The following is a 14,706-nucleotide window of genomic DNA, read 5'->3' as shown; positions in this document are numbered from 1 at the left end:
ACACAGATTGCTTGATTCAAATTGTTAAAGAGCGCTACGCTTGTCGCGTTGAGGAAGCGCATATTACGCTTCTCACTTCGAAAGTCAAGCGATTGTTTTCGCTTTTCTTTCGGCGCCGACTTCTTAGTGAAGCTGGCTCATCAGGTTGGCGTGAACCGCCGTGCTGGTGAGGGCGCATTATAGGGAGCGGCGTTTCGATGACAAGACTTTTTTTGAAGAAAATCACGAAAATTTCAAATCTTTCAATTAGAAACAGCTTATTCAGTGTATATATACAAGGTTATCCACAAAACAGCGGCTCCACGCTCTTTTAAGCGTCATTTCTGACAACGCAAAGGGCTCCGGGAATGCCATACTGACGTCGATAACCTCTCCCTAGCGGTCCGTGGTAGCGCCAATCAGGAAAGCTGGTTACCATGGAGGTGAATATAGTGTTGCACCTTTTTTGCTTTCATTTACAAAAGGTCTTTTAAGATGAATTTATCCAAATTTCCCGTCTATGTGCAGGCCGCCATCCTTGCACTGGTATTGGCAGTTATCGGTTATCTGGTTGCTCAAGCCCTGCAGTTTTCTTTGAGGGCGGAAGTTATTTTTGCCGTGGGCCTGGCTATCGGCGGTTTTATCGTCCCACTCTGCCTGAAACGTTCCCCGGCCAATGCCGCTGAGGCGGTCGCCAATCAGGAGACATGCACCTTATATGTAGGCAACTTGCCATATAGGGCCAACGAGATCGCCGTGCGCGAACTGTTTGCCGAGCAAGGCCAGGTGATTTCCGTTCGCTTGATGAAAGACAAGGCAACCGGCAAACGCAGAGGATTTGGTTTTGTGGAGATGCCCGCCGCCGATGCAGCCAAGGCGATTGCCGCCTTGAATGACAAGGAGTATCAACAGCGCACCCTGAAAGTACGCGAAGCCAACGACAAGCGGGATAAAGAGGAGAAGGAAGGTAGCGAGGCTGACGCCTGATCTGAGCGTCGGAATACCTCAGTAACGTACCTCTTCCAGTGATGACAGCCCCCATGCTTGCAAGGGGGCTGTCAGTTTTTGAGCCTCCCCATCCAGCCGGGTGCAATAAGCTCTGGCAATCACCTCATCGCAGTGAATCTGGCCGGAAGCGGCATGGCCCCCGTTGGCCAGCAACCAGGCCACCCGTTTGGCCACCGCGCAACCCGAATCGACGAGCCGGCACCCTGGCATCAGTTGCTGGATCTCCTCATTCAATAACGGGAAGTGGGTACAACCCAGCACCAGCGTATCCGGCGTGCACTCCTCTTCCAGCCACTCGGCCAGGACTTCGCGCAGCAGCGGCATGTTGACCGGCAGTCCGGCCAGCTTGTGCTCGGCCTCGATAACCAACTCTGTCGTGCCCTTGAGCAGCACCCGCTTGCCGGGGGCAAACTGGGCGATCAACTCCTGGGTATAGTGGCGGCTGACCGTGCCGGGCGTTGCCAGAAGACCGATGCACCCATTGCGGGTCAGGGCGGCTGCCGGCTTGATGGCGGGCACGACTCCCACGACCGGAATGGCCAGTGCGGCACGCAGCGCGGGCAATGCTATGGTGCTCGCGGTGTTGCAGGCGATCACCACCAGATCGATGGCATGCGCTGTCACCATGTGACTGACCAGACCGGAGCAGGCTGCGATCAGCTCGGTTTCGCTCAGTTCGCCGTAGGGGAAGTTGGCGTTGTCGAAACAGTAGAAATAGTTGTGGGCCGGCAGGACGCGGCGGATCTCGCGATAGATGGTGAGGCCACCCATACCGGAATCAAACACGAGAATATTGGCCACTTGAGCTCCCCCTTTGGTGCAAGGGGGCGATCATACTCCCGGCTGCGGCCAATAGAAAAGGCCCTGCCAATGGCAGGGCCCCGGTTTTTTCCGATCAGATGGATAGAGCTTACAGGGAGTAATCCATAGTGATGTAGTAAGCGCGCTCATCGGCCGGATAGCCGACCGCGGTCTGATACTCCTTGTCCAGCAGGTTGTTGATCTTGCCGGAAACCTTCAGCGCCGGCGTCACCTTGTAACCCACCGCCAGATTCCACACGCTGTAACCACCCAGCTCGGTGGTGTTGGCCGCGTTGCCATAGCGCTCGCCCTGGTAAATCCAGCTCAGGGAGCCGTCAAACTGCTGCCACTGCGCCTCTGTCACCCACTTGGCGCCCTTGCGGGAGATCAGCTGCAGCTGTTTGTCGGTGATCCTGTCTTTGGGATCCTTGTATTCGGCAGATACCCGATGGTTCAACCAGCCAGTAGCGAACTCCCCTTCCAGCTCGACCCCTTCGATCCGTGCCTTGCCCACGTTTTGCGGCGTCCACATCCCCTGGCTATCGGGAGCCCACTGGATCATCTGCTCGAAATCGTTGCGATAGCCAGTCAGGCGCCACTCCACTCCGGCGGTCTGACCATCCAGCATCAATTCGCTGCTCTTCGACTCTTCCGGCTTCAGCTTGCTGTTGCCGGAGCCCGGATAGTAGAGATCGTTGAAGGTCGGTGCACGGAAGCCGGTGCCGTAACGGGCACTGAGACGGTAATCCTCTGCGAAACGCCAGCCCGCTCCGGTCTGCCAGGTGTTGTGACGGCCAAACTGTTCGTTGTCGTCGCTGCGTCCGCTCAACTCGGCCTGCCAGGTCTGGTTGTCAAACTGGGCGAGGGCATAGAGGCCGGTGTTGTCACGTTCTTTGGCGTCAGCCGGATAGGTGGCGCCGGAGGAGCGGGAGCGATCATCCAGCATGTCGCGTTGCCAGTCGGCCCCGCCCCCCAGGGTCCAGAACTCGTTCACCTTGAAGCTGTTGACCCAGTTCAGGCTGTACTGGCGGGTATAGGTGCGGTTAACGGCCTGATCGCGACCGCTGTTGTCCGGATAGTCGTAGGCGTCCTGCTTGGAAAAGGCGCCGCGCAGCTCGCTCAGGTAACGATCATCGTGATAGCGGGAACCGAGCTGGTAGCTCTGGTTCTCGGTCCAGGTTTCGTTGCGCTGATGATTCGCCGGCCCCCAGGCGGAAGCAGCGGACGAACTGTCGTACTGGGCAACGTTGCGGAACCAGCGGGTCGTCCCGAACAGATCCCAGTTGCCAGTGAGCGCCTGCTGATAGTCCAGCATGGCGTTATAACCGCGGTGGCCATGACGATCGCCATCATTGATACCGGGCAGAGGATGTACGTTGTAGCCGGATTCGTCGTCAAAGCCGCCGGCGACCTTGAGCTGACCCGCCTCGCCCACCTGGCTGGCGCTGCTGAACGCCGCCTGGCGCTGTTGATTGGAACCAGCCCCCAGGTTGAACTTGTGCTGGTTGGTGCCCTGCTCGGGGCGCGTGATGATGTTGATCACCCCGCCGATGGCATCGGAGCCATAGATGGATGCACGCGGGCCGCGAATATATTCGATCCGCTCGACCTGATTGAGCGGCAGGTTGTTGAGTTCGGTCATGCCGGCGGTCAGAGAGGCGCTGCGCACGCCGTCCACCAGCACCAGCGTCTGGGAAGAGGTACCGCCGCGCACCCGCAGCGAGCTCAGTTGACCGCGACCACCATTGCTGACCACTTCCACACCGGGCAGGGTTTTGACCACATCGGTCACAGTCTGGGCTTGCAGGCGATCGATCTCGTCCCGGCTGATCACATTGACGGGAGCCAGTACGCTGGAAGCAGGTTGGGCGACGCGAGTGGCGGTCACCACCATGGTGGGATTGACAGGAATGGTCAGCTGCTGGGCAAATGCCGCCGTCGGCAACAGGGCAGCCGCCAATAATTTCTTGGACATGAGAGATCCTTAAGTTCGCGTAAGCATCTACTTCGTGGCCGGTTTCTCTCGGCCCGAAATACGAACTCTGGCAGGTCTTCGGGCTGGGGGGCTGATGACCTACGGCGACGGCTTCCCACCTGACGGCAGTGCCCTGATGTCGCTTCGTTCCCCCTTACCGCTGCGCGCCAGCTCCGGATTTTCACCGGATTCCCTATTAAGCATGATGCGCCAAAGCGGGGGGATTATAGGCAGACGGATATCGGATGTATAGCCATCCAGATTTCTATTTTTTATTTTCCAGCGCTGCCAATCGCTGGCTGGCCCCCTCCATCACAGCCTTCACGCCGGGGTGGGAGAGATGACGACCAGCCGAGACAAGATAGTAGGAGAGGGTGACCTCGGGCAGGGTGGCAATCCGTTCGACACCATAGACGCGGGTTATCTCCTCCCCCATGGCGAGCGGAGCCGGAAAGATCCCCATCCCCGCCTTGCCAAACGACTTCATCAGGGCGGAGTCATCGAACTGACCGACCAGGTGGGGATGGATACCCTGCTGGTGATACCAGGCCAGCAAGCGATCATGGGTCACCGACTTTTCACCCGGGATCAGCACGGGCAACCCCTCCAGCGCTGCGGGAAACCCCTTGCGGGCCTGCGCCGCCAGTGCCGGGCTGGCAAACAGGGCCAGCGGGCTGCGCCCCAGCTCGTGGTTATAGCCACGGATGCCGCTGTCGGGGGGCAGCGGGCGGTCGGTCAGCACCATGTCCAATTTGTGTCTGGCCAGCTCGCTGAAGAGCTGGTCGGGCCGCTCCTCATGACAGATCAGCCGAAGCGGGGTCGCCAGTGCCATGGCCGGCGCCAGCAGTTCGAATGCCAGGGTACGGGGGACTGACGCGGTAATCCCCACCTGCATGGTCAGCTCCTGGCTGACGTGGCGCAAGGAGTGCTCCAGCTCGGCGCCGAGCGAGAAGATGGCCCCGGCCTGTTCGAGCGCCTGGCGGCCGGCCGCCGTCAGCACAAGCCGCCTGCCCACCCTGTTGAACAGCGCCACGCCGAGGGATTGCTCCAGCTCGGCCACCTGGCCGCTGATGGTCTGCGGGGTCAGATGCAGCTGCTGCGCCGCCCGCGTCACACCACCGCTGCGGGCCACATGCCAGAAGTAATAGAGCTGCTTGTAGTTGAGCATCGGGTCCCTTATCAGTTTTTACCGAACAACCATCAATCAAAATCTGATTTTATCGAAGCATCATGCACTCTAGCATGCAACCACCCTGTGGACTGCTCCCGCGAGTCATCATGTTGGATGTTGTTGTTCTCTTTTTCCTGTTTGGCCTGCTGGCCGGTTTGGTGCGTTCCGAGCTCAAACTGCCGCCCGCCCTCTACGATACTCTCTCCCTCTTTTTGCTGCTGGCCATCGGCCTCAAGGGCGGCGTCGGGCTGGCCCAGCAATCCCTGCTCCCCCTGCTGCCCCAGCTGGCGCTGGTGATCCTGCTCGGCGTGGTGCAGACCCTGCTCGGCTTTGCCCTGCTGCGCATCAAGATGAACCGGATCGATGCCGCCGCCACCGCCGCCCACTACGGCTCGGTCAGCGTGGCCACTTTCGCGGTCGGGGTGAACTGGCTCACCGAGCGCGGCATCGACTTCGAATCCCAGCTCTCCATCTTCCTGGCAGTGATGGAGATCCCGGCCATTCTGGTCGGCATAGTGCTGGCGCGTGGCGTGAGTCGCCAGACCCGCTGGCGGATGCTGGCCCACGAGACTTTCCTCGGCAAGGGAGTCACCTTGCTGCTCGGCGGCATGGCCATCGGCTACCTGGCCGGACCGGAAGGGGTCGCGCCCCTCAAACCGCTCTTTGTCGACCTGTTCAAGGGAGCGCTGGCCCTGTTCCTGCTGGAAATGGGCCTCATCGTCGCACGCCAGTGCCAGGATCTGCGCCGCCACGGCCTGTTCCTGCTCGGCTTCGCCCTGCTGATGCCGCTCGCTTCGGCCGGACTGGGATTGGCCGTCGGCAAGCTGATGGGGCTCTCCCTCGGCGGACTTACCCTGCTTGCCATCCTGGCCGCCAGCGCTTCTTATATTGCCGTGCCCGCCACCCTGCGCATCGCCCTGCCTCAGGCCAATCCCGGGCTGTCGCTGAGCGCCGTGCTGGGGGTCACCTTCCCGTTCAACATCATGCTGGGGATCCCGCTCTACCACAGCTGGGCCCGCCACTTCATGGAGTAGCCATATGCAGACCGAGACCCGCACCCTGTTGACCATAGTGACAGAGGCCACCCTGGAACCCACCCTGCTGCGCACCCTGACCCGAGAAGGGTTGCGCGGCTATACCATCACCGATGCCCGGGGCCGGGGAGACCATGGCGAACGCAACGCCAGCTGGAGTGAAAGCGGCAATATCAGGCTGGAGGCGATCTGCACTCGCGAGCAGGCCGAACGATTGATGGAACATATTAAGATCCGTTACTACCCCGATTACGCTATGATTGCGTTCCTGCAAACGGTCGAAATAGTGCGACCCGAGAAATTCTGAGCCGGCATGCCGGCTTGTTTTGCCAACCAGAGACAAACGTTTGACTGCAAGGAGTAGTAATGAGCACCCCTCCCCTGATCGGCCTGGTAATGGGCTCTGACTCTGACTGGCCCGTCATGCAAGCGGCCGCCCGCATCCTCAAGGAGCACGGGGTTCCCTACGAAGCGCGCGTGGTATCGGCCCACCGCACCCCGGATCTGCTGTTCGAATACGCCGCCAGCGCCCGCGAACGTGGCCTGCGTGCCATCATCGCCGGTGCCGGCGGTGCCGCTCACCTGCCGGGCATGCTGGCCGCCAAGACCACGATTCCGGTGCTGGGCGTGCCGATCCCGACCCGCCAGCTCAAGGGGATGGACTCCCTGCTCTCCATCGTGCAGATGCCCAAGGGCGTACCGGTCGCCACCTTCGCCATCGGCGAGGCGGGTGCCGCCAACGCCGGCCTGTTTGCAGTCTCCCTGCTCTCCGTCGCTCAGGACGGCGACGCTCCCCGTTATCATCAGCAGCTCGACGGCTTTCGCGCCAAGGAGCGCGATCGGGTGCTGGCCCTCACCCTGGAGGAGCCGGCATGATCCTGCCTCCCGCTACCCTGGGCATGCTCGGCGGCGGCCAGCTCGGCCGCTACTTCGTGATGTCTGCCCATCGCCTCGGCTATCAGGTCATCGTGCTGGATCCGGATCCCGCCAGCATCGCCGGCGCCGCTGCTGACGATCAGATCATCGCAGCCTATGACGACGCCGATGCCCTGGCCGAACTTGCCCGCCGCTGTGAGGCCATCACCTGCGAGTTCGAGAACGTGCCCGCCGCCTCCCTGGCCCTGCTGGAACAGCACAAGCCGGTGCGTCCGGCCGCGAGCGCAGTGCGCGTCTGTCAGGATCGCCGTGAAGAGAAAGCCTTTCTGGCCCGCGTCGGCGTGCCCGTCGCGCCGAACCTGACCCTGCTGCCCCACGAGCCGCTGCCCGAGCTGCCGGATCACCTCTTCCCCGCCATTCTCAAGACCGCCCGCGAGGGGTACGACGGCAAGGGGCAGTGGACCATCCACCAGGCCAGCGAACTGCCGGCGGCCCTGGCCGCCAGCGGCGTGCCCTGCGTGCTGGAGAAGCGCCTGCCGCTGGAAGGGGAGTTTGCCCTGACCCTGGCGCGCAGCCCGAGCGGTGCCATCAGCGCCCTGCCATTGGTGCAGAACTGGCACAGCGGCGGCATTCTGGATCAGACCCGCTCCCCGGCCAACGTGCCCGCCCTGGAGGCTGAGGCCCAACGCATCGCCGAGCACATCATCGCCGCCCTCGACTACGTGGGCGTGCTGACGGTGGAGTTCTTCCTGGTCGGCGGCAAGCTGCTGGTCAACGAGATGGCCCCCCGCCCCCACAATTCGGGTCATCCCAGCATCGACAACGCCGGCTGCAGCCAGTTCGAGCTGCAGGTGCGCGCCCTGTGCGATCTGCCGCTGCCGGCGCAGGCTGACGTTCAGCCCGCCATCCTGCTGAACCTGCTCGGGGATCTGTGGCAAGACGGCACGCCGGACTGGGCCGGCGCCCTGGCTCTGCCCGGGGTGCACCTGCACCTCTACGGCAAGGGCGAGGCGCGTACCGGTCGCAAGATGGGCCACGTCACCGTCACCGGCCGCGACTGGCCGACGGTCGAAGCCACCGCCAGCCAACTGCGCGCCCTGCTGGGCTTGCCGCCGCGCTAAGCGCCGCTTGCGCCAACGAAAAGACCCGGACCTTGGCCCGGGTCTTTTTTATGGTGCAGCCTTCAGGCGAAGAGTCAGGCCCGTTCGGCAGAGACCGCGACGGGGGCTGGCAAACGGATGGTGAGGGAGAGCACCAGCGCCACCACCAGCAACACCAGGATCAGGTTGAAGGTCGCCATGAAGCCGCCGAACAGGGAGGCCACGATGGAGCCGATGATGCTGCCCAGACCAAAGCCCAGATAGATGACGCCGTAGTTCTTGGTCAGGTTGTTGAGACCGAAGAAGTCGCTCACCAGCGAAGGGTAGACGGTGATGGTGCCGCCGAAGCTGAACGCCACGCAGGCCACCGCCACGAAGAAGAGGTTGGCGTTGAGCGGCACGAACAGCAGCAGCGCCATGCCGGCCAGGGTAATTAGCTGGGCGATGGTGATGACCCGGATGCGGGACATCTTGTCGGAGAGGATACCCAGCACCAGCCGGCCACCCAGGTTGGCCATGGCGATGATGGCGACGGCGTTGGCGGCGACCACGGCCGGCAGGCCCACCATCTTCTCGCCGATGTCCTTGGCCACGCCGATGACGTAGAGACCGCTCATGCAGGCGGTGAGGAACATCAGCGCCAGCATCCAGTACTGGGGCTTGCGCATCGCCTCGGCCAAGGTGAAGTCGCGGCTCTCGCTCTGCTGCACGGCGGCCGCCTGCCTGGGTGCATCCTTCATCAGCATGCCACCCACCAGCACCATGGACATGGCGATCAGTCCCCACAGCTGGAAGGTGGTCTCAAGGCCGTTGCTGGAGAGCAGCAACAGGTTGATGTACTTGAAGCCCAGGCTGCCGAGGCCGTAGGCGCCGATGGAGCAGGCGGAGATGAGCCCCTTGCGCTCCGGGAACCACTTCACGCAGTTGGAGAGGGTCATCAGGTAGCCGGTACCGTCAGCAAAACCGACCAAGATGCCGGCACAGAGGTAGAGCATCGCCAGGTTGCTGGCGTGGGCGGTGAGGAAGAAGCCGATGCCGAGCAGCACGCCGGCGCCCAGAGTGACGTTGCGTACCCCGAACCGCTCCTGCAGCTTGCCCGCCAGGGAGGAGGCGACCGCAAGCGACAGGCTGAGCAGGCCGAAGGCGAAGGCGACCTGGCTGACCGGCTCGTCCAGCTTGTCGGAGAGCTGGGCGTTGAACAGGCTCCAGGTGTAAACGGATCCCAGCGCGAACTGGGTGATGATGGTCCCCAACAGGGTGAGATAGCGGGTGCGATTCATCTCTTTGGTCATGATGCGTCTCGGTCAATGGCCTTAAGGAAACTGGGGCCACTATAGGCAAGACGCCACTCCCGCCGACCGATTAAGGCATGAAATGCAGATCGGCGGGAATGAATGACAATCAGAGCCGCATCAGCTGACGGAACGCCTTGATGTTGCTGCGGCTGACCGGCACCTCGAACGGCAGGTCATGGAGCCGGATGAGATAGGTGCTGTTGAACCAGGGCACTATCTCGCGGATCTTGTTGATGTTGACGCAGTAGGAGCGGTGGCAGCGGAAGAACCCTTCGGCAGGCAGCCGGCTGACGAACTCGCTGAGGGTCATGGTCATCACGTAACGGTCATCGCGGGTGTAGACATGAGTGAGCTTTTCGTCGGCTTCCGCGTAGTAGATCTGCTCGCAGGGGGTGACTATGATGCGCTCCCCCTTCACCAGATTGACGGTGCGATTGTGCAGCGTGCCCGGCTCGCTCCCCTGCCCCACCAACGACTTGCCAGCCAACTCGAGCTTTTGCAGCAGGCTGATGAGACGCGGTTCGTTGTATGGCTTGAGAATGTAGTCGAACGCCTCCAGCTCGAATGCCTCCACCGCGAACTCCTTGTAGGCGGTGACGAAGACGATATGGGGCGGATGGCTCGACTTGTGCAGGTTCTTGGCCAGCAGCAGACCGTCGATGGCGGGGATCTGGATATCCAGAAACACCACGTCCACCTCGTGATCCTGCAGGTATTTGAACGCCTCCAGCCCGTCCTCGAAGCTCGCCACTATATCGATCTGACTATGCTGCCCCACCAGGTAGGCCAGCTCCTCGCGAGCCAGATACTCGTCTTCCACTATGATGGCTTTCAGCATGGCATTGCCTCTCGCAGCACACACTTATCCTCAATCATGATGACACTCAGCATGGCATCGACTCCTGATCCGGCAGATAGAAACTTACTTCAGTACCCGGCTCCAGCCGCTTGAGGTGCAGGCCATCGCCATAGAGCAGCTTGACCCGCTGATGCACGTTCATCAGGCCGATGCTGCGGCTCTCCACCCGGCCGGCGGCGACCCCGTCGATCACTGCCTGGCTGATGCCGTAACCCGTGTCCCGCACCGCCACCCGGATGCCCCCAGCCAGCTGTTTCACCTCGATAGTGACCCGGCCCGGCGCGCTGCGGGGCTGGATGCCGTGCAGGATGGCGTTTTCCACCAGCGGTTGCAACAGCAGGCTCGGCACCTGGATGTGCACGTCGTCCACCTCGAACACCACCTCCAGCTTGTCGCCGAAGCGGGCCTGCTCAATGGCCACGTAGTCGCGCACCTGCTGCAACTCCTCCTGGATGTCGATGAGGGTATCCCCTTTGTTGAGGTTGTAGCGCAGGTAGTCCGCCAGGTTGGCGATCAGCTGGCGCGCCTGCTGGGGGCGGATGCGGATCAGCGACGAGATGGCGTTGAGGGCGTTGAACAGGAAATGTGGGTTGATCTTGCTCTGCAGCGCGGTGAACTCCGCCTTGCGGGTCATCTCTTTGAGTTGCTCGATGCGCGACACCTCCATCTGGGTGGAGATGAGCTGGGAGAGGCCCACCGCCATCTCCTTGAGGGAGCTGGTGATGCTGTGGGTGCGGCGATAGTAGATCTTGAGGGTGCCACTGACGGCGCCGTTCTCCCGCAGCGGAATAATGATGACCGAGTGGAAGTCGGCCAGGTGATACTGGCGCAGATCGTTGTTGATGATGATCTGGTCCAGCAGCACCGCCCGCTGGGTCATGGCGCTGATGGCGTGGTGCTCGTCCAGCTCGTAGTAATCCTTGCCCACCCCCACATAAGCCAGCACGTCATGGGTATCGGTGATGGCCACCGCATCGGCGCTGATCTCGCGCCGGATGACGTCACACACCTGCCCGAGGGAGTGGCGGTCGATGTTCTGGAAAAACGGCAGGGTCTGGTTGGCTATGTCGAGCGCCAGCTTGGCCTGCTTGGCGGCAATCAGCTCCTTCTCGTCATCCAGATCCTGCACCAGCTTGATGATGAGACCGATGCAGAGCGTCCCGGCGATCATGGGATAGGCGATGTGGTTGACGATCTCCACCCCCACCGAATGTGGCTCGGTCAGTTGCCAGATGAGCAGCATGGTCAGCCCTTCGCAGGCCATCCCCGCCAGAATGCCGTAGAGCCAGAGCCGCGACTTGCGGCATCTCAGGTGCAGCCAGGTAGCCAGTAGACCGGCGATGATGCTGGCGATAAGGCAGGGGATGGAAGTGTGACCATCCATGTCGATGAGGTAGCGGTGCAACCCCGAGATGACCCCGGCCGGAATGCCGACCCAGGGGCCGAACAGGATGCCGCCCGAAATGATGGCGATGATCCGCACGTTGATGAGCGCCCCCTCTATGGGGATGCCGGTATAGGTGCTGAACACCGCAAACAGGCAGAAGATGGCGGCGACCAGCACCAGTTCGGCCGGGGTGTGATCCCGCTTCTGAAACAGGCGCTGGAACGGCCGGGTACGAGTCAGGAAGAACAGGGTCATCAGCATCAGGGCGGCCCGTTCGAACACCGCCAGCAGCATCATCTGATTTTCAAGCATGGATACCTCAGGGCCACGACAAGTGGGAGCCCACTATAGGGATTGTGAGCTCGGCCACCGCTGACCGGGATCAAGGAGAGAGGGCGAGTCACCGCGCCAGAAACGAAAAAGCCCCGCGCCAACACGCGGGGCCTGACAAACAATCCTCATCAGGAGAGGGTGGCCAACCTGGCCGCAAACCCCATAAAGAAGAGGCCGATGAGACCGTTGCCCAGCTTGGCGAGGCGCACCTTGCGCGCAAAGAAACGGGCCATCAGGGTACCGCCGAAGATCAGCAGGCTCAGATAGACGAAGCTCATCGCCTCCAGCATGCCCGCCAGCACCAGATAGGAGAGCCAGGTGTGGGCATAATTGAAGTCGATGAACTGCACAAAAAAGGAGACATAGAACAGGATCGCCTTGGGGTTGGTGAGGCTTAAGGTCAGGGCCTTGCTGAAATAGCGCTCTCCCGCGTCTATCTCGGACTCCTCTCCTTCCCGTCTGGCGATGAAGTTGGCGTGCAGTATCTTCACCCCCAGATAGAGCAGATAGATGGCGCCGAGGTAACGCACCAGGGTGAACAGCAGGGGGGTGGTACGGATGAGGGAGGCGACCCCCAGATAGGCGCAGAAGATCAGGATGGCATCGCCGACGAATACCCCGAGAGCGGCGCGATATCCCGGCCCTATGCCACGGCTGGCGCCGGTGCGCAGCACGTAAAACGAGTTGGGGCCCGGCGCTATGATGATGAAGAAAAGACCCACCAGATAGGTCCAGACGTTGATGACCCCCAGGCTCTCAAACATCGGCCACCTCCGTTCTTGTCATCGACCAGGCCGCGACATCAATGCCATCCAAGCGTTCGTACATGTTGCCCCCGAGAGACGGAGGACACCTGTGCAGAGGTGCCCTCCCGGATGAAAGAGTGAACAACCACTCTATACCAATCTCTGGCAGGTCGGAAACCGTCGCATACAAAAGCGGCAAACATGCCCTGCTCCGTTGGCAAACCGGTGGCAGTCACACCACCGCCGGCGATCAGCAGTATTGACCGGCCACCCAGCCGGAAGACCAGGCCCACTGGAAGTTGTAGCCGCCGAGCCAACCGGTCACATCCACCACTTCGCCGACGAAGTAGAGGCCGGGCACCTTGCGCGCCTCCATGGTCTTGGAGGAGAGCTCATTGGTGTCGACGCCCCCCAGGGTTACCTCGGCGGTGCGATACCCCTCGGTGCCGTTGGGCAGGATCTGCCAGTCTCCCAGCAGGGTGGCAATAGCCTCCAGCTCACGCTCGTTGTACTGGCGCATCGGCTTGCTGTCGAGCTGGCCCATCTCCACCAGCTTGTCGACGAAGCGTTTGGGCAGCTCGCGCCCCAGCACGGTTTTCAGCTCCTGGGCCGGATGGGCCTGGGCCCACTCCCGCAGGGCGGCCGCAATATCGAGCTCCGGCAGCAGGTTGATGTGGATCTTCTCGCCGGCGTGCCAGTAGGAGGAAATCTGCAGGATGACGGGGCCGGAGAGGCCGCGGTGGGTGAACAGCATGGCCTCCTTGAAGCGGGTGCCATCCTCGGCGGTCACCGCCACCGGCAGGCTGATGCCCGCCAGATCGGCAAAGGCCTCTTTTTCGGCCTGATGCAGGGTGAAGGGCACCAGACCGGCGCGAGTCGGCAGTACCTTGAGGCCAAACTGCTCCGCCAGCTTGAAGCCATAAGGGGTGGCGCCAAGCTTGGGCATGGAGAGGCCGCCGGTGGCCACCACCAGCGAGTGGCAACGCACCTCTCCCTTGCTGGTCGCCAGCACGAAGCCCTCGTCACCCTTGCTGACGGCGAGGATCTCGGTCTGACACTGCAAGGTCACCCCGGCCCAGTCGCACTCGGTGAGCAGCACGTCGACGATATCCTTGGCACTCTCGAGGCAGAACAGCTGCCCCAGGGTGCGCTCGTGATAGTTGACCCCGTGGCGGTCTACCAGATCGATGAAATCCTGCTGGGTGTAACGGGCCAGCGCCGACTTGCTGAAGTGGGGATTGGCGGAGAGGTAGGCGTGGGCCCCCGCCTGATGGTTGGTGAAGTTGCAGCGGCCACCACCGCTGATGAGGATCTTGCGGCCCGGTTTCTTGGCATTGTCGAGCACCAGCACGGAACGGCCCCGATAGCCCGCCTGTGCCGCACACATCAGCCCGGCCGCACCGGCCCCGATCACCACCACATCCACTTGCATCATCACAGCCTTACTCATCAAACGGCCAACCAACACGGCCCGGAAAAATACAGCAGGGTCGCCATTGTGCCCGGCGGCCACCACCACTGCGGTTTTCGCCCCGAGACAATAGAAAACGGCCCGTAAAAGGGCCGTCATTGTACTGGCTGAACACTAAGTGTCCACGACTATCAGGCGTTGCTGTCCATGATGCTGGCCGGCGCGCCCTTGGCCAGCTCGGCCAGCTCCTTGTCGATGAAGTAGAGGCCCTTGCCATCCTCGCCCACCAGACCCAGGCGATCGACGATGCTCTTGAACAGCTTCTCCTCTTCGTGCTGCTCGGCTACATACCATTGCAGGAAGTTGAAGGTGGAGTAGTCCTGGGTAGTGAAGGCCACATGGGCCAGGCCGTTGATGCACTTGGTGATGTGGTATTCATGCTCCAGGGTGGTGCGGAACACGTCACCCAGCGACTTGAACTCGTGGGGAGGCGCATCGATGGCACCCAGCTTGGGCATGGCACCGGTCTCGCTCACATAGGTGAACAGACGCTCCATATGCTGGCGCTCCTCGACCGCGTGCTGGCGCAGGAAGGTGGCGGCCCCTTCGAAGCCCTTGTCTTCGCACCAGGCGCTCATCTGCAGATAGAGATTGGAGGAGTAGAACTCCAGGTTAATCTGTTCGTTCAACTTTTCGATCATGGGTTGGGCCAACATACTGATTCTCCACTG

The 14,706-nt window shown here is 61.7% G+C and carries 14 protein-coding genes and 1 riboswitch; of the genes, 5 read left to right on the top strand and 9 right to left on the bottom strand.

The genetic code is table 11. The features are described 5' to 3' along the window. Nucleotides 1-474: 474 nt before the first annotated feature. Nucleotides 475-966, top strand: coding sequence for an RNA recognition motif domain-containing protein (locus ACB028_RS19430; protein ID WP_371144978.1), 492 nt, complete (start codon nt 475-477; stop codon nt 964-966). A gap of 18 nt (nt 967-984) precedes the next feature. Here the strand turns inward: ACB028_RS19430 and murI are convergent, their stop codons facing one another. The 3 genes from murI to ACB028_RS19415 all read right to left on the bottom strand — a co-directional run bounded on the left by murI (nt 985) and on the right by ACB028_RS19415 (nt 4,931). Further along, on the bottom strand, nt 985-1,788 hold the full coding sequence (murI, locus tag ACB028_RS19425; protein WP_371144977.1) for a glutamate racemase: 804 nt from the start codon (nt 1,786-1,788) through the stop codon (nt 985-987). A 109-nt stretch (nt 1,789-1,897) separates the two neighbouring features. Next, on the bottom strand, nt 1,898-3,763 hold the full coding sequence (locus tag ACB028_RS19420) for a TonB-dependent receptor domain-containing protein (RefSeq protein ID WP_371144976.1): 1,866 nt from the start codon (nt 3,761-3,763) through the stop codon (nt 1,898-1,900). Nucleotides 3,764-3,814: 51 nt separating this feature from the next. Then, a riboswitch (cobalamin riboswitch) is annotated at nt 3,815-3,993 on the bottom strand. 35 nt (nt 3,994-4,028) lie between these two features. Beyond that, on the bottom strand, nt 4,029-4,931 hold the full coding sequence (locus ACB028_RS19415) for a LysR family transcriptional regulator (protein WP_371144975.1): 903 nt from the start codon (nt 4,929-4,931) through the stop codon (nt 4,029-4,031). Between the two features lie 110 nt (nt 4,932-5,041). On the opposite strand from ACB028_RS19415, the gene ACB028_RS19410 reads away from it, so the two are divergent. From ACB028_RS19410 to ACB028_RS19395, 4 genes are read left to right on the top strand one after another with little or no spacing between them, the layout of a single operon-like run. Next, a complete protein-coding gene (locus ACB028_RS19410) occupies nt 5,042-5,968 on the top strand; it encodes a sodium-dependent bicarbonate transport family permease (RefSeq protein WP_026456328.1) in 927 nt (308 codons plus the stop codon). A 4-nt stretch (nt 5,969-5,972) separates the two neighbouring features. After that, nucleotides 5,973-6,275: a P-II family nitrogen regulator gene (locus tag ACB028_RS19405; RefSeq protein ID WP_026456329.1), complete on the top strand. Its 303-nt coding sequence runs from the start codon at nt 5,973-5,975 to the stop codon at nt 6,273-6,275. Between the two features lie 59 nt (nt 6,276-6,334). After that, entirely contained in the window at nt 6,335-6,844 is a 510-nt protein-coding gene (purE, locus tag ACB028_RS19400; protein WP_042026785.1) for a 5-(carboxyamino)imidazole ribonucleotide mutase, read from the top strand. Continuing rightward, the gene (locus tag ACB028_RS19395; protein ID WP_371144974.1) at nt 6,841-7,965 is read left to right on the top strand and encodes a 5-(carboxyamino)imidazole ribonucleotide synthase; all 1,125 of its coding nucleotides are present in this window, start codon (nt 6,841-6,843) and stop codon (nt 7,963-7,965) included. Before purE ends, ACB028_RS19395 begins: the two co-directional genes overlap by 4 nt. A gap of 74 nt (nt 7,966-8,039) precedes the next feature. Here the strand turns inward: ACB028_RS19395 and ACB028_RS19390 are convergent, their stop codons facing one another. The 6 genes from ACB028_RS19390 to ftnA all read right to left on the bottom strand — a co-directional run bounded on the left by ACB028_RS19390 (nt 8,040) and on the right by ftnA (nt 14,691). Further along, nucleotides 8,040-9,236, bottom strand: coding sequence for an MFS transporter (locus ACB028_RS19390; protein ID WP_371144973.1), 1,197 nt, complete (start codon nt 9,234-9,236; stop codon nt 8,040-8,042). Nucleotides 9,237-9,345: 109 nt separating this feature from the next. Then, the gene (locus ACB028_RS19385) at nt 9,346-10,077 is read right to left on the bottom strand and encodes a LytTR family DNA-binding domain-containing protein (protein WP_338611477.1); all 732 of its coding nucleotides are present in this window, start codon (nt 10,075-10,077) and stop codon (nt 9,346-9,348) included. 46 nt (nt 10,078-10,123) lie between these two features. Then, the gene (locus ACB028_RS19380) at nt 10,124-11,797 is read right to left on the bottom strand and encodes a sensor histidine kinase (RefSeq protein ID WP_342011247.1); all 1,674 of its coding nucleotides are present in this window, start codon (nt 11,795-11,797) and stop codon (nt 10,124-10,126) included. 149 nt (nt 11,798-11,946) lie between these two features. Then, nucleotides 11,947-12,582 carry a leucine efflux protein LeuE gene (leuE, locus tag ACB028_RS19375; protein WP_026456335.1) on the bottom strand — a complete coding sequence of 212 codons (636 nt, stop codon included), beginning with the start codon at nt 12,580-12,582 and terminating at the stop codon, nt 11,947-11,949. 232 nt (nt 12,583-12,814) lie between these two features. Next, a complete protein-coding gene (locus ACB028_RS19370) occupies nt 12,815-13,999 on the bottom strand; it encodes an NAD(P)/FAD-dependent oxidoreductase (protein WP_026456336.1) in 1,185 nt (394 codons plus the stop codon). 167 nt (nt 14,000-14,166) lie between these two features. Next, a complete protein-coding gene (gene ftnA / locus ACB028_RS19365; protein WP_042026793.1) occupies nt 14,167-14,691 on the bottom strand; it encodes a non-heme ferritin in 525 nt (174 codons plus the stop codon). Nucleotides 14,692-14,706 lie beyond the last annotated feature (15 nt).

The sequence above is a fragment of the Aeromonas sp. S9(2024) genome (genome assembly GCF_041403185.1).
Classification (GTDB): Bacteria; Pseudomonadota; Gammaproteobacteria; order Enterobacterales; family Aeromonadaceae; genus Aeromonas; species Aeromonas enteropelogenes.
Note: the sequence above shows the minus strand (reverse complement) of the source record. Positions and strands in the feature narration are given on the sequence as shown.

Coding starts and splice junctions, on each gene's coding strand:
- ACB028_RS19430 (WP_371144978.1), top strand. CDS start 475: ATGAATTTATCCAAATTTCCCGTCTATGTGCAGGCCGCCATCCTTGCA.
- ACB028_RS19420 (WP_371144976.1), bottom strand. CDS start 3,763: ATGTCCAAGAAATTATTGGCGGCTGCCCTGTTGCCGACGGCGGCATTT.
- ACB028_RS19415 (WP_371144975.1), bottom strand. CDS start 4,931: ATGCTCAACTACAAGCAGCTCTATTACTTCTGGCATGTGGCCCGCAGC.
- ACB028_RS19410 (WP_026456328.1), top strand. CDS start 5,042: ATGTTGGATGTTGTTGTTCTCTTTTTCCTGTTTGGCCTGCTGGCCGGT.
- ACB028_RS19405 (WP_026456329.1), top strand. CDS start 5,973: ATGCAGACCGAGACCCGCACCCTGTTGACCATAGTGACAGAGGCCACC.
- purE (WP_042026785.1), top strand. CDS start 6,335: ATGAGCACCCCTCCCCTGATCGGCCTGGTAATGGGCTCTGACTCTGAC.
- ACB028_RS19395 (WP_371144974.1), top strand. CDS start 6,841: ATGATCCTGCCTCCCGCTACCCTGGGCATGCTCGGCGGCGGCCAGCTC.
- ACB028_RS19390 (WP_371144973.1), bottom strand. CDS start 9,236: ATGACCAAAGAGATGAATCGCACCCGCTATCTCACCCTGTTGGGGACC.
- ACB028_RS19385 (WP_338611477.1), bottom strand. CDS start 10,077: ATGCTGAAAGCCATCATAGTGGAAGACGAGTATCTGGCTCGCGAGGAG.
- ACB028_RS19380 (WP_342011247.1), bottom strand. CDS start 11,797: ATGCTTGAAAATCAGATGATGCTGCTGGCGGTGTTCGAACGGGCCGCC.
- leuE (WP_026456335.1), bottom strand. CDS start 12,582: ATGTTTGAGAGCCTGGGGGTCATCAACGTCTGGACCTATCTGGTGGGT.
- ACB028_RS19370 (WP_026456336.1), bottom strand. CDS start 13,999: ATGATGCAAGTGGATGTGGTGGTGATCGGGGCCGGTGCGGCCGGGCTG.
- ftnA (WP_042026793.1), bottom strand. CDS start 14,691: ATGTTGGCCCAACCCATGATCGAAAAGTTGAACGAACAGATTAACCTG.